Annotated in this window: 10 protein-coding genes; 5 read left to right on the forward strand and 5 right to left on the reverse strand. The window is 70.8% G+C overall.

Annotated features, from left to right (window positions below):
• Positions 1-276 precede the first annotated feature (276 nt).
• The 4 genes from PT931_RS16600 to PT931_RS16615 form a co-directional block, all read right to left on the reverse strand.
• Entirely contained in the window at positions 277-1032 is a 756-nt protein-coding gene (locus tag PT931_RS16600) for a GntR family transcriptional regulator (RefSeq protein WP_456246636.1), read from the reverse strand.
• Positions 1029-1817, reverse strand: a complete 789-nt coding sequence (locus PT931_RS16605; protein WP_456246637.1) for a carbon-nitrogen hydrolase family protein — start codon at positions 1815-1817, stop codon at positions 1029-1031. Before PT931_RS16605 ends, PT931_RS16600 begins: the two co-directional genes overlap by 4 nt.
• Positions 1818-1928: 111 nt before the next feature.
• Positions 1929-2543: a hypothetical protein gene (locus PT931_RS16610; protein WP_456246638.1), complete on the reverse strand. Its 615-nt coding sequence runs from the start codon at positions 2541-2543 to the stop codon at positions 1929-1931.
• A gap of 555 nt (positions 2544-3098) precedes the next feature.
• Positions 3099-3761, reverse strand: a complete 663-nt coding sequence (locus PT931_RS16615; RefSeq protein ID WP_456246639.1) for a hypothetical protein — start codon at positions 3759-3761, stop codon at positions 3099-3101.
• A 65-nt stretch (positions 3762-3826) separates the two neighbouring features.
• Here PT931_RS16615 and PT931_RS16620 point away from each other — a divergent pair, with 65 nt between their 5' ends.
• The 3 genes from PT931_RS16620 to PT931_RS16630 all read left to right on the forward strand — a co-directional run bounded on the left by PT931_RS16620 (position 3827) and on the right by PT931_RS16630 (position 8333).
• On the forward strand, positions 3827-6421 hold the full coding sequence (locus tag PT931_RS16620) for a valine--tRNA ligase (protein ID WP_456246640.1): 2595 nt from the start codon (positions 3827-3829) through the stop codon (positions 6419-6421).
• A gap of 140 nt (positions 6422-6561) precedes the next feature.
• The gene (locus PT931_RS16625) at positions 6562-7842 is read left to right on the forward strand and encodes a bifunctional folylpolyglutamate synthase/dihydrofolate synthase (RefSeq protein WP_456246859.1); all 1281 of its coding nucleotides are present in this window, start codon (positions 6562-6564) and stop codon (positions 7840-7842) included.
• A gap of 77 nt (positions 7843-7919) precedes the next feature.
• Positions 7920-8333: a DUF4233 domain-containing protein gene (locus PT931_RS16630; RefSeq protein ID WP_456246641.1), complete on the forward strand. Its 414-nt coding sequence runs from the start codon at positions 7920-7922 to the stop codon at positions 8331-8333.
• 130 nt (positions 8334-8463) lie between these two features.
• Here the strand turns inward: PT931_RS16630 and ndk are convergent, their stop codons facing one another.
• A complete protein-coding gene (gene ndk / locus PT931_RS16635; protein WP_456246642.1) occupies positions 8464-8871 on the reverse strand; it encodes a nucleoside-diphosphate kinase in 408 nt (135 codons plus the stop codon).
• Positions 8872-9186: 315 nt separating this feature from the next.
• Between ndk and PT931_RS16640 the strand changes: the two genes are divergently transcribed.
• On the forward strand, positions 9187-10542 hold the full coding sequence (locus PT931_RS16640; protein ID WP_456246643.1) for a VOC family protein: 1356 nt from the start codon (positions 9187-9189) through the stop codon (positions 10540-10542).
• A 230-nt stretch (positions 10543-10772) separates the two neighbouring features.
• The gene (gene ileS / locus PT931_RS16645; protein WP_456246644.1) at positions 10773-13877 is read left to right on the forward strand and encodes an isoleucine--tRNA ligase; all 3105 of its coding nucleotides are present in this window, start codon (positions 10773-10775) and stop codon (positions 13875-13877) included.
• The last annotated feature ends 40 nt before the right edge of the window (positions 13878-13917 follow it).

A 13917-nucleotide genomic window follows, 5' to 3' on the forward strand; every position in this document is an offset into this window, starting at 1 on the left:
CGCGCGGGTAGGAGGCGTGCCTCCTTCGCCTGATTCGAAGCTCGTCGGACTCGGGCAATCGTGCCCGCCACGCAGGGCACGATGCCAACTGGGCGCGGGACGCTGCTCACCCGCACTGGGAAGCGGTAGGCCGCTCACCCGCACCGAGGCGCGGCGCGGCATTCACCCACACTGGGGCGCGACACGCTGCTCACCCGCACCGGGACGAGGGACGCCGCCCACCTCCATCGAGGCGCCGCCCACCCTCACCAAAGGCGGTACAAGCCACCCACCCCATCACGTCATAGCGGCCGTAACCACCACATCCGGCGCACTCCCCACACTCGCCCGATCCACCGTCACCATCACCCGATCCCCGGCGAGCACGGCCCGATCGTCCACAATCACCCGCCCGGCCTGGTCGTAGGTCAACCGGTCGCTCCGCAGCGCCAGGTCCCCGGGCGCCAGTTCCAGCAGCTCGGCCACCCGGCCGCTCACCGCCACGGGCGTGATCACCTCCGTGGCCCGGGCCGCGACGGCGTGGCACCACAGTTCGAGGAGTTCGTAGAGGGAGCGGACGGCCAGGTCGGCGTCGGCGAGGGGGGTGGCGAAGGGTTCGGGGACGTAGGAGTACTGGTGGACGGCGGGGTGGCCGTTGATGACCCGGACGCGTTCGATGACGAGGACCGGCGCGTCGACGGCGACCCGGAGCCGGGTGGCCACGTCCGCGGGGGCCGGGGTGAAGTAGACGCCGTGTACCCGGGTGTCGACGGTGATGCCCTGGGCGCGCAGGTCGTCGCCGAGGCTGCGGAGGCCGGCGGCGGCGTACGGGGTGCGGTGGCTGCGGACGAACGTGCCCTTGCCGGCGACCTGTTCGATGACGTCCTGGGCGGCCAGTTCGCCGAAGGCCTGGCGCAGGGTCATGAGGCTGACGTCGTACTGGACGCTGAGGTCGCGTTGGGAGGGCAGCGGTTCGCCGACCCGGAACTCGCCCGTGGCGATCCGCCGGATCAGGTCCTCCTTGATCGACAGGTACTTCGGAACGCGGGTCATAGCCGCCGGTTGGCGAGGCTGGGCAGCTCGGCGCGGATCTGCTCCAGGCTCTGCCGGTCGATGTCGGCGACGGCCACGGTGACGGTGTCGGGGGCCTGGGCGAGGACCGTACCCCACGGATTAATGATCATGGATCTTCCGAAGCAGGTCCGGTTGGGTTCGTGGTTGCCGACCTGGCCGGCGGCGAGCACGTACGACTGGCCCTCGATCGCCCGGGCCCGCAGCAGGACCTCCCAGTGGTCGCGGCCGGTGTGCAGCATGAACGCGGCGGGGACGACCAGGATGTCGGCCCCGGCGTCGGTCAGTTTGCGGTACAGCTCGGGGAAGCGCAGGTCGTAGCAGATCGACAGGCCGATGGTCGCGCCCTCGACCTTGACGGTGACGATGTCGGAGCCGGGCGCGACGGTGGCCGACTCGTGGTAGGACACCTTGCCGGGGATCTCGACGTCGTACAGGTGGATCTTGCGGTACGTCGCCGCGATGTTGCCGGAGCGGTCGAACACCAGCGACGTGTTGTAGCTGTGCTGGTCGTCGGGGCCCTGCTCGTGGAAGCTCCCGGCGTGCACCCACATGCCGAGCTCGCGGGCGGCCTCGGCGAAGAACGTGCCGAACTCGCCGTCGACCGGCTCGGGGCGGTGCGCGCTGGGGCCCAGGTAGTCGGTGTACTCGGGCAGTACCGCGAAATCGGCGCCCTGATCGGCGGCCCGGACCAGCAACTGGCGGGCCTGGGCGAGGTTGGCGGCCCGGTCTTCGCGGGCGTTGAGTTGGCAGACGGCGACCCTCATGCCCACACCCTAATGCGCTCCGGACCCGTGCGTCCCATGGTCAACGGCCGCCCGTCCGCACCGGGAGGACACATTCCGGGACCTTGCCGTCATTCCCGCGAGCCGACGGGCTCAACGTTTCTGCACGGCCCCGCGCAACGTCACGAACAACCCCGCCGCGGCTTCCGGCGTGTGCCCCGGGAACAGCATCAACCCGGCGCTGCCGTGGTCGGCCCACCCGCACACCGGCACCTTGTCCGCGTCGATCGCGGTCTCGCCGCACCGGGCCTCGCCCCCGAGCGGCCCGGCCGGCACGGCGCGCGTCGCGTTCACCCCGCCGGCCTTGTCCGTGATGACCGCGAACAGGTCGTCGAGGGTCTCCTCGGGGTCGAACAGGGTCGCGCTGCCGGCGACGACGATGACGGACCGGGTCGGCGCCGCAGGGTCCTGGTACACCCCGCCGACGGTCTTGTCGAAGCCGACCGGGACGGACAGCGCCTCCCGCATGCCCTCGGCGGTGCGCTGACCGCGTTCGGAGGTGTCGAGGGTGAGGCCCGCGGCCTTGTCCGGGATCGTCAGCTCGGGGTCGCCCTGGCGGACCACCTGCCAGATCGTCGGACCCCAGATCACAGCACTGATCAGGACGATGACTCCGAACACTCCGCCGGCGATGAGCAGGATCCTGCGCAGGGGGAGCGGCTTGCGCTCCTCCTCGGGCTGCTCGTCGTAGGCCTCCAGGAACGCCATCGCGGCAGCCTAGCAACTCCCGGCGTTCCCCACGGGTGCCGCGCCGGCCCCCAGAACCAAGATCAATTTCACCAGGGGATTACGGAGGTCACCGGCCCGGCGCGCGGCGGCCCGACCCGGGGCGAGGTGCCCTGCCCCCGAATCCGGCGGCGCCACCAGCCCCGTCCAGCTCCGGCCCGTCCGGCGCCCCCTGCCCCTGCCCGGAACCGCCCGGCGGGGCGGTCCGGGGCGGGCCACCTGAGCGCGGAGCCGAGCCCGGCGGGGTGGTCCGGGGCGGGCCATCCGAGCGCGGAGCCGTGCCGGGCGGGCAGGGGCGGGCCATCCGAGCGTCGGGCCGAGCCTGGCGGGGTGGTCCGGGGCAGGCCATCCGAGCGTCGGGTCGAGCCTGGCGGGGTGGTCCGGGGCGGACCACCCGAACGCGGAGCCGTGCCGAGCGGGGCGGGGGCGAGCCACCCGAGCGCTGAGCCGAGCCCAGCGGGGCGGTCCGGGGCGGGCCAGCCGGCCCGATACCCGAGGTCCGGGCCCAGAGGTAGCCCCGCTCCGCCCCAGGGAGCCTCAGCGGCTCAGCATCGCCTCGTGCATCTCCCGGAACAACGTCCCGGACGAACTCAACTCCCCACCCGCGAACATCGCCATCCCGATGCTGCCATGGTCGATCCACAGGCAGACCGGCATGGTGAGGCCGGCCGTCGACATGGAGGCGCACCGGACGTACCCGCCCAGCTTGCCCGGGTCCAGGTCGACCTGGCCGGTGGCGTTCATGGTGCGGAACGCGTCGTCGAGCTGGCTCTTGAGGTTGATGTTCAGGCCGGTCGCGCCGAAGAAGATCACCGGCTTGTCGCCGTCCTTGTACAGCGCGCCCTTGGTCCGGTGTCCGGCGAGCTGGCCCCCGGCGGCGCCCATGGAGTCGACGACCTTCTTGCCGTCCGGGCCCTCGTCCAGGGTCAGTTTGCCGATGGTGGTGGGCAGCGCGATGGTCGCGCCCTGCTGCTGGGCGATCGGGAACGCGAACAGGGCCGCGCCGCCGAGGCAGAGGAGGAGCACCAGGGCGAGTACCCCCAGAACGATCTTCGCGGTCGGGCTCTTCTTCGGCGCCTGCGGCGGGGTGAACCCGAGCGGCTGGTGCTGGGGGGCCGCGAACACCGGCTGGGCGTACTGCGGCGCGCCCGGCGGCGGCACGTCGGACGGCGGCGGGTAGCTCTGCGGCGGGTAGCTCATGGTGTCTTCTCCCGTGGGGTGGTGTCAGAAACGCGGGACTCTAGCACTTCCGTAGACTCCCTGGGGTGACTACGAATGCCCAGGAACTGCCTGCTCAGTACCCGCCCGCCGAAGTCGAGTCCCGACGCTATGAGCAGTGGGTACAAAACAGCTACTTCCAGGCGGACGCGGACAGCGACAAGCCCGCGTACACCATTGTCATCCCGCCGCCGAACGTGACGGGCGTCCTGCACGTCGGCCATGCGCTGGATCACACCATCCAGGATGCGCTGATCCGCCGCCGCCGGATGCAGGGCTACGAGGCCCTCTGGCTGCCCGGCATGGACCACGCGGGCATCGCCACCCAGAACGTGGTCGAGCGCCGCCTCGCCGCCGACGGCGTGAGCAGGCACGACCTGGGCCGGGAGGCGTTCCTGGAGAAGGTCTGGGCGTGGAAGAACGAGTCCGGCGGTTCGATCCTGGGCCAGATGCGCCGGCTCGGTGACTCCGTGGACTGGTCCCGTGAGCGTTTCACGATGGACGCCGGGCTGTCCCGCGCCGTCCAGACGATCTTCAAGCGGCTGTTCGACGACGGCCTGATCTACCGGGCGAACCGGATCATCAACTGGTGTCCGCGCTGCCTGACTGCCCTCTCGGACATCGAGGTCGAGCACCAGGACGCCGACGGCGAGCTGGTCTACATCCGGTACAGCGACGAGATCGTGGTCGCCACCACCCGGGCGGAGACGATGCTCGGCGACACGGCCGTGGCGGTCAACCCGAACGACGAGCGGTACGCGCACCTGGTCGGCACCGAGGTCGAGCTGCCCCTGACCGGCCGGCGGATCCCGATCGTGGCCGACGAGCACGTGGACCCGGAGTTCGGTACCGGCTGCGTGAAGGTCACCCCGGCGCACGACCCGAACGACTTCGAGATCGGCCAGCGGCACAACCTGCCCTCGATCACGGTGATGGACGAGCGTGCCGTGATCACGACGCACGGCCCGTTCGAGGGCCTCGACCGGTACGAGGCCCGGCCCGCCGTGGTCGCCGCCCTGCGGGCCGAGGGCCGGATCGTGCGCGAGATCCGGCCGTACAACCACTCGGTGGGGCACTGTTCGCGGTGCAAGACGACCGTGGAGCCGCGGCTGTCGTTGCAGTGGTTCGTGAACACGACCCCGCTGGCGAAGGCCGCCGGGGACGCGGTGCGCGACGGCCGGGTGAAGGTCGAGCCGGTGGAGCTGGAGAAGCGCTACTTCGCCTGGGTCGACAACATGCACGACTGGTGCATCTCCCGCCAGCTGTGGTGGGGCCACCGGATCCCGGTGTTCTACGGCCCCGACGGCGAGGTGGTGTGCGTCGGCCCCGACGAGACGGCGCCCGAGGGCTACACCCAGGACTCCGACGTGCTGGACACCTGGTTCTCCAGCGCGCTGTGGCCGTTCTCGACGCTGGGCTGGCCGGAGAAGACCCCGGACCTGGCGAAGTTCTATCCGACGAGCGTGCTGGTCACCGGGTACGACATCCTGTTCTTCTGGGTCGCCCGCATGATGATGTTCGGCCTGTACGCGATGGACGGCGTCGCTCCCTTCAAGACTGTCGTGCTGCACGGCATGGTCCGCGACCAGTTCGGCAAGAAGATGTCCAAGTCGTTCGGCAACGTGGTCGACCCGCTGGACTGGATCGACCGGTACGGCACCGACGCCACCCGCTTCACCCTGGCTCGGGGTGCGAACCCGGGCGCGGACGTCGCGGTCAGCGACGAGTGGGCCGCCGGTTCGCGGAACTTCTGCAACAAGCTGTGGAACGCGACCCGGTTCGCTCTGGCCAACGGGGCCACCGTCACCGGCCCGCTGCCGCGGGAGCGCTCGGCCGTGGACTCGTGGATCCTGTCCCGGCTGGCGGAGGTGACCGCCGAGGTCGACCGCTACTTCGAGGCGTACGAGTTCGCGAAGGTCTGCGACGCCCTCTTCCACTTCGCGTGGGACGACGTCTGCGACTGGTACCTGGAGCTGGCCAAGCCCGTGCTGTTCGCGGGCGGACCGGAGGCCGAGAAGACCCAGCGGGTCCTCGGGGAGGTGCTCGACACCCTGCACCGCCTGCTGCACCCGGTCGTGCCGTTCGTGACCGAGGAGCTGTGGACGACCCTGACCGGGGCCGAGACGATCGTGACCGCGCCGTGGCCCACCGCCCGGCCGGAGCTGATCAACCCGACCGCCGAGGCGAGCGTCGCCACGTTGCAGGAGGTCGTGACGGAGATCCGCCGGTTCCGCGCGGACCAGGGGCTCAAGCCCAGCCAGAAGGTCGGCGGGCGCCTGGTCGCGTCCGAGGAGACGGCCCGGTCGGCGGCGTTCCTGTCCCACGAGCCGCTGATCCGCAACCTGGCCCGGCTGGACGAGGCGGCCGGGGACTTCGAGGCCACCGCCACGCTGAGCCTGGCCGGCGGGATCACGGTCGAGATCGACACCCGGGGCACGATCGACGTGGCCGCCGAGCGGGCCCGGCTGGCCAAGGACCAGGCGGTCGCCGAGAAGGAGGTCGCGCAGTGCCGGGGCAAGCTGGGCAACGCCGAGTTCCTGGGTAAGGCGCCCGACCAGGTCGTGGACAAGATCAAGGCACGGCTGGCCGCGGCTGAGGCCGAGCTGGTCCGGATCGCCGCGGCACTGGGGAAGCTGGCATGACAGAGTCCGACGACCAGGCCCGCCGGGACATTCTCAAGGCGGGAATGGCGCTCAACGACATCAACGCGCTGGGCGGCCGGGCCCGGCACGAGCGGTTCGTCGACGTCGACAACGAGCTGCTGGCCCGGGGCTTCACCCGGATGGTCTTCGACCGGATGAAGCTGCGCGAACTGCTGGACACGCTGGGCAACCCGGAGAAGGCGTACCGGGCGGTGCACCTCACCGGCACGAACGGCAAGACGTCCACGGCGCGGATGGTGGAGTCGCTGCTCCGGGCGCACGGGCTGCGCACCGGTCGGTACACGAGTCCGCACCTGGAGAGCGTGACCGAGCGGATCAGCATCGACGGCGAGCCGGTGACGGAAGAACAGTTCGTCGAGGTGTACGACCAGGTCGCGCCCGTCGCCAAGCTCATCGACTCCCGGCACGACGAGTCGATGACGTACTTCGACATGACCACGGCCCTGGCGCTGGCGGCGTTCGCGGACGCGCCGGTGGACGTGGCGGTCGTCGAGGTCGGGTTGGGCGGTGCTTCGGACTCCACGAACGTGCTCGACGCCGGGGTCTGCGTGATCACCCCGATCAGCCTCGACCACACCGAGTGGCTGGGCGACACGGTGGCCGACATCGCGTACGAGAAGGTCGCCATCGTCCAGGACGGCGCGACCCTGATCTGCGCGGAGCAGCCCGAGGAGGCCATGGAGGCCATCCTGGAGCACTGCGCGGAGGTCGGCGCGACCGTGGCCCGGGAGGGCGTCGAGTTCGGCGTGCTCCAGCGCGGCCTCGCGGTCGGCGGCCAGCTCCTCCAGCTCCAGGGCCTCGGCGGCGTGTACGACGAGGTCTACCTGCCCCTGCACGGCGCGCACCAGGCCCAGAACGCGGCCGTCGCGCTCGCCACCGTCGAGGCGTTCCTCGGCGCCGGCCGGGACAAGGGCGCGCTCGACCCGGAGGTGGTCCGCGAGGGGTTCGCCCAGGCCACGTCGCCGGGGCGGCTGGAGAAGGTCCGGACCGCGCCGACGATCCTGCTGGACGCCGCGCACAACCCGGCCGGCATGGCGGCGACCACCCGGGCGATCCGCGAGGAGTTCGACTTCGGCCGGCTCGTGGCGGTGTTCGCGGTGCTGGCCGACAAGGACGTCGGGGGGATGCTGGAGCACCTCGAACCGGTGTGTGACGCGATCGTGGTCACGGTGAACAGTTCGGAGCGGGCGATGCCGGCCGAGCGGCTGGCGACCCTGGCGGAGGAGTACTTCGGGGATCAGCGGGTCAGTGTCGCGCCCAACCTGGCCGACGCCATCGAGGTGGCGATCGCCGAGGCCGAGTCCGACGAGGGCGTGTCGCTGGGGGCGATCGGGTTGCTGGTCACCGGGTCGGTGATGACGATCGCGGACGCGCGCAAGCTGTTGGTGAGGAAGAAGTGACCGCGCCTGAGGGTGCGGGGTCGTCGGGGTCCGAGGTTGGTCGGCCGGTGGGGTCGGGTTCCGAGGGAGAAGAGCCTGTGACTCCCGCAGAACCCGACCCCACCGGCCAGGCTGGTATGGCGGGCGACGGCGGGTCGTTGGGTGAGGAGGGGAAGCCCTCCGGATTGCGGAATCCCGGTGCCGCCGTGCGCGGGGTCGGAGCCGGCACCCTGGTGATCGAGGGCATCGTCTTGCTGCTCGCGATCCAGCCGATCCGGATCATGGGTGGCGCGCTGCCCGGCCTGGGGATCTGGGCGATGGTCGGGCTGTCCGTGGCCTGCTTCCTCCTGTGTGGACTGCTGAAGCACAGGTGGGCGTGGCACGTCGGCACCGCCTTGCAGATACTCGTGATCGGCTGCGGCGTGTTCCAGTGGGGGATCGCCGCGATCGGCGTCATCTTCCTGGGCCTCTGGCTCTACGTCCTCAACGTCCGCAAGAGCGTCCTCGGCTAGCCCTGATCTGCTCTTGATCTGACGCCGGTGGCCCGCTGAGGGCGGGGCTGGCAAGCGAATGGCCCGACCGCTAGGGCAGCGCCCTGCGGTCGGGCCATTCGCGCAGTCCAGCGTCGTCCTCAGCGGGTCTCTACAACCCAGGGAACCAGAGGGCTATTTCTCGTTTGGCACTGTCTTCCGAGTCCGAGGCGTGCACCAGGTTCTCGCGGTTGGACAGTGACAGGTCACCGCGGATCGTGCCGGGCGCGGCCACCCGGCCGTCGGTGGCGCCGGTCAGGGCGCGGACCACGCTGATCGCCTGGTCGCCGGAGAGGATGAGGGCCACGAGCGGGCCGCTGGTCATGAAGTTCTTCAGCGGCGGGTAGAAGTCGCGGGTCACGTGTTCGGCGTAGTGCGCGTCGGCCAGGGCGGCGTCCATGGTGCGCAGGACCATGGCCTCGACGGCGAGCCCCTTGCGCTCGAAGCGGCCCAGGACCTCGCCGACGAGGCCACGCTGGACGGCGTCGGGCTTGATGAGTACGAGCGTGCGCTCGGACACGAGCTCCTCCTTGAGTGGTTCGACGTCGAGTGCAGGGTAACCGTCTGTGATCGCAGGGTGGACAGCGGCCCCGATCGATCAGCTATCCGACCTTCGTACGTTCATCACCTTCCGAAAACGTGCCATCACCCCTAGCCTGGCAAGAAGGGCCAGCCTGTCGCCCAAACCCCCCTGGAGGCCCCAGTGTCGGATGGTTCCTCGCACTCCTCCCATGCGCGGAGTCTGTTCGGATTGGTTCTGCCCCTGGCTGCCCTTTTCATTATCATTTTCAGCATTGGTACCGGTAGCGTCCTGGTCTTCTGGATCGGTACGGCCGTGGCGGTCGGCGCGGTGGCGTTCCACCTGGTCAACTTCGTCGCGCCGAACCGCAAGGGCCGGGTCGTCGAGGGCACCGCCCGGGTCATCGCGGCCAGCCCCGCGCCGCCCGGGGTGTCGAGCGCCCGGTGCGAGCTCCAGCTGGTCGTGGAGGCCCCGGGGCTGCCCGCGACGGCGCAGACCATTCGCGACCCCGGGGTGCCGGTCGCCAAGTGGCCGGTCGTCGGGCAGAAGCTCCCGGTGTCGGTGCTGCGGGCCGATCCCCGCCACGTGACGATCCGGTGGGACCGGGTCCGCAGTTCCGGCGCGAACGGGGACGCCGAGTTCGCGACCCTGCTGACCACCCGGGCCGAGACCACGCGCAACGGCACGACCCGGCAGGCGGACGACGAGCTGGGCTCGTACCTGGATGAGCTGTTCAGCCCGGTCGATGCCGCACCGGCCCCCGAGACCGTGCCCTCGACGCCGCAGGCGCAGGGGGTGTCCGGCCCGACGTCGGCGTGGAAGCCGGAACTCGCGCCGGCGAAGGAGCCGCAGCCCGAGCCGGTGAAGGAGCCCGAGCGGCCCGCGTCGTCCTTGCCGCCGTTCGTGCTGCCCGAGTTCACCCCGCTGGATCTGCCCGAGTTCGAACTGGCCGACTTCGTCACCCCGCCGCCGACCCTGCCCGTCCCGCCGCCCGGCCCCGCCGAGTCCATGCCCGAACTGGGCGACGTGCCGCTGCCGGGCCCCGACGACGTGTCGCTGCCGGAGACGGACGACGACGCGAAGGACATGTTCACGCTGCCGGAGTTCCGCAAGGTCCCGCTGCCGCGCCGCCAGCCGAAGCCGCTCGACCACGCGCGGTGGGGCGCGGCCCTGGAGGAGGAGGCCGAGCCGGGCCGGGCCAGCCGCCTGATCGACCCGGCGCTGCTCACGGGCGGCCGGGCCAGCTACGAGGCGGAGGCCGAGGAGGAGCCGGAGGACGAGTACCCGGACGATGTGGTCCCGGCCTCGATCCAGGGCGTGGGTGTCAGCCTGATGGTGTCCGACCTGCCCCGTTCCCTGGAGTTCTACCGGGACACCCTGGGCTTCACGGAGCTGGACTCGGGCGGCGGCGCGGCGATCCTGGCGGCAGGGGACGCGAAACTGCTGCTCCGCCAGCTCGACGACGCCCGGCCGGAGGGCCCGCGCCTCGCGCACGTGAACCTGGAGGTGGACGACGTCGACGTCGTGTACCAGGAGCTGCGTGCCAAGGGGGTCCGGTTCCTGCAACGGCCGCGCGCGGTGGCCTCGACGGCGCTGCTGGAGCTGTGGTCGGTGTCGTTCAAGGACCCCGACGGCCACGGGCTGGCCCTGACGAGCTGGCGGTACCGGTAACGAATTTGGCGGTACCGGTACCATGGGGCTACAGGCTTCGACCCGGCCATCACCGGCGAGCCTCCGGAAGAACAGGCCCCCGGGCCCCAGTAGAACCGGACGGGTCCGGCCCGTCACAGCCGAAGAACGAGCGGGCGACCCTCCGGGGCCGCCAAGCGGGGTGGTACCGCGCGGGTGACCGCGTCCTCGCATCGGAGCTATTGAGGCCCATGCGAGAGGTTTGAACCGAGATGTCGTATCCGAAAGACGGATCGTCAGTCCCCGCCAGCCCTGCCCTGCCGCAGGTCGAGGAGCGCGTCCTCGACTTCTGGGGGGCCGACAAGACCTTCCAGGCGAGCATCGACGCCCGGCCGGCGAACGACGAGTTCGTCTTCTACGACGGCCCGCCCTTCGCCAACGGCCTGCCGCACTACGGCCACCTGCTGACCGGCTACGTCAAGGACATCGTCCCGCGCTACCACACGATGAAGGGCAAGCGGGTCGAGCGCCGGTTCGGCTGGGACTGCCACGGCCTGCCCGCCGAGGTGGAGGCCGAGAAGCAGCTCGGGATCACCACCAAGGCCGAGATCCTCGCGCTCGGCATCGACAAGTTCAACGAGGCCACCAAGGCGTCGGTGCTCAAGTACACCGGCGAGTGGGAGCGCTACGTCAACCGGCAGGCCCGCTGGGTGGACTTCGCCAACGACTACAAGACGCTCGACCTGAACTACATGGAAAGCGTCATGTGGGCGTTCAAGACGCTGCACGACAAGGGCCTGGTCTACGAGGGCTACCGGGTGCTGGCGTACTGCTGGCGGTGCGAGACCCCGCTGTCGAACACCGAGACGAAGATGGACGACACCTACCGGGACCGGACCGACCCGGCCCTGACCGTGGCGTTCACGCTGACCGCCCCGGGGCACAGCCTCGACGGCGCGAAGATGCTGGTGTGGACGACCACCCCGTGGACCCTGCCGTCGAACCTGGCGCTGGCCGTCGGCCCGGAGCTGGACTACGTGGTCGTGGCCCACGAGGGCGAGCGTTATGTCCTCGGCAAGGACCGGCTCGGCGCGTACGCGAAGGAGCTGGCCGAGGCCGAGCCGGTCGCCGTGGTCAAGGGCCGCGACCTGGCCGGGCTGCGCTACGAGCCCATGTTCCCCTACCTGGTCGAGCAGGGCGGGCGCAACGCGTTCCAGGTGCTTGCGGCCGACTACGTGTCCGCCGAGGACGGCACGGGCGTCGTGCACCAGGCCCCGGCGTTCGGCGAGGACGACCAGGCGGTCTGTACGGCCGCCGGCATCCCCACCGTCATGACCGTCGACGACCACGCGAAGTTCACGGCGCTCGTACCCGACTATCAGGGTCTGCAGGTCTTCGAGGCCAACAAGCCGATCATCGCCGAACTCAAGGCGCGGGGCGTGGTGCTGCGGCACGAGGGCTACGTGCACTCCTACCCGCACTGCTGGCGGTGCGACTCCCCGCTGGTCTACAAGGGCGTGGCCAGCTGGTTCGTCGCGGTCACCAAGGTCAAGGAGCGGATGCTCGCCCTGAACCAGGAGATCGAGTGGGTGCCCGCGTACATCAAGGACGGCCAGTTCGGCAAGTGGCTGGAGGGCGCGCGGGACTGGAACATCAACCGCACCCGGTTCTGGGGCTCGCCGATCCCGGTGTGGAAGTCCGACGACCCTGAGTACCCGCGGATCGACGTCTACGGGTCGCTCGCGGACCTGAACCGGGACTTCGGCACGACGGTGACCGACCTGCACCGGCCGTTCGTCGACGAGCTGACCAGGCCCAACCCGGACGACCCGACCGGGCGTTCCACCATGCGCCGGGTGCCGGACGTGCTGGACTGCTGGTTCGAGTCGGGCTCGATGCCGTTCGCCCAGGTGCACTACCCGTTCGAGAACCGGGACTGGTTCGAGTCGCACTACCCGGGCGACTTCATCGTGGAGTACACGCCGCAGACCCGCGGCTGGTTCTACACGATGCACGTGCTGGGCACGGCGCTGTTCGACAAGCACGCGTTCAACACGGCCGTCGTGCACGGCACGTTGCTGGGCGAGGACGGCCGCAAGATGTCCAAGAGCCTGCGGAACTACCCGGACGTCTACCAGATGTTCGACCTGTACGGCTCCGACGCCATGCGCTGGTTCCTGATGGCGTCCCCGGTGCTGCGCGGCGGCGACATGTCCGTCACCGAGTCGGGGATCCGGGACGCGGTGCGCCACGTGCTGCTTCCCCTGTGGAGCGTCTGGTACTTCTTCTCGCTCTACGCCAACGCGTCGGATGTGGAGGCGGTGCCGAGGACGGACTCCGACAACCTCCTCGACCGGTACGTGCTGGCCAAGACCCGCGAGCTCGTGGCCGACGCGCGCGCGCAGCTCGACGTCAACGACATCTCCGGGGCGTGCGGCTCGGTGCGCACGTTCCTCGACGCGCTGACCAACTGGTACGTGCGCCGGTCCCGCAGCCGGTTCTGGGCGGGGGAGCAGGCGGCGTTCGACACGCTGTACACGGTGCTGGAGACCCTGACCCGGTTGATGGCCCCGCTCGCCCCGTACGTCGCCGAGGAGGTCTGGAAGGGCCTCACCGGCGGCCGGTCGGTGCACCTGGCCGACTACCCGGTGGCCGACGACTACCCGGCCGACCATGAGCTGGTCGCGGCGATGGACGCGGTCCGGGACGTGTGCTCGGCGGCGCTGTCGGTCCGCAAGTCCACCGGCCTGCGGGTCCGGCTGCCCCTGTCCCGGCTCACCGTCGCCACCCCGGGCGCGGAGGCGCTGCGGCCGTTCGCGGACCTGATCGCCGACGAGGTCAACGTCAAGGAGGTCGTTTTCACCACCGACCTCGGCGGGCACTGCGAGCAGGTGCTCAACGTGGTCCCCAAGGCGCTCGGCCCGCGGCTCGGCAAGGACGTCCAGCGGGTGATCAAGGCCGTCAAGGCGGGGGACTGGTCGGTGGCCGGCGACACGGTCACGGCCGGCGGGGTCGACCTCCTCCCCGGCGAGTACGAGCTCAAGCTGGTCGCCGCCGACGCCGAGCACTCGGCACCGGTGGGCGGCGGCGTGGCCCTGCTCGACGTGGCGGTGACCCCGGAGCTGGCCGCCGAGGGCGTCGCCCGCGACGTGATCCGCGCCGTGCAGCAGGCCCGCCGAGAGGCCGACCTGGAGGTGTCCGACCGGATCACCGTCGTCCTGGACGGCTCCCCGACGGTGCAGGCCGCCGTGTCCACCCACCGGGACTTCGTCGCCTCGGAGACCCTGGCCCTGGGCGTGTCCTTCGGGCCGGCCCCGGACGGCTTCCTCGGCGAGGTCGGCGACGAGCAGGTCCGGGTGGCGGTCACCCGCGCGTGACAGGGTCGCGTCGGGGGCGCAACGCCCCCGACGCAGCCCG

The sequence above is a fragment of the Longispora urticae genome, assembly GCF_053902585.1.

What these genes read in the sequence shown, in the direction of transcription:
- PT931_RS16600 (WP_456246636.1), bottom strand. Translation starts at nt 1,032, where the DNA reads ATGACCCGCGTTCCGAAGTACCTGTCGATCAAGGAGGACCTGATCCGG.
- PT931_RS16605 (WP_456246637.1), bottom strand. Translation starts at nt 1,817, where the DNA reads ATGAGGGTCGCCGTCTGCCAACTCAACGCCCGCGAAGACCGGGCCGCC.
- PT931_RS16610 (WP_456246638.1), bottom strand. Translation starts at nt 2,543, where the DNA reads ATGGCGTTCCTGGAGGCCTACGACGAGCAGCCCGAGGAGGAGCGCAAG.
- PT931_RS16615 (WP_456246639.1), bottom strand. Translation starts at nt 3,761, where the DNA reads ATGAGCTACCCGCCGCAGAGCTACCCGCCGCCGTCCGACGTGCCGCCG.
- PT931_RS16625 (WP_456246859.1), top strand. Translation starts at nt 6,562, where the DNA reads ATGGTCTTCGACCGGATGAAGCTGCGCGAACTGCTGGACACGCTGGGC.
- ileS (WP_456246644.1), top strand. Translation starts at nt 10,773, where the DNA reads ATGTCGTATCCGAAAGACGGATCGTCAGTCCCCGCCAGCCCTGCCCTG.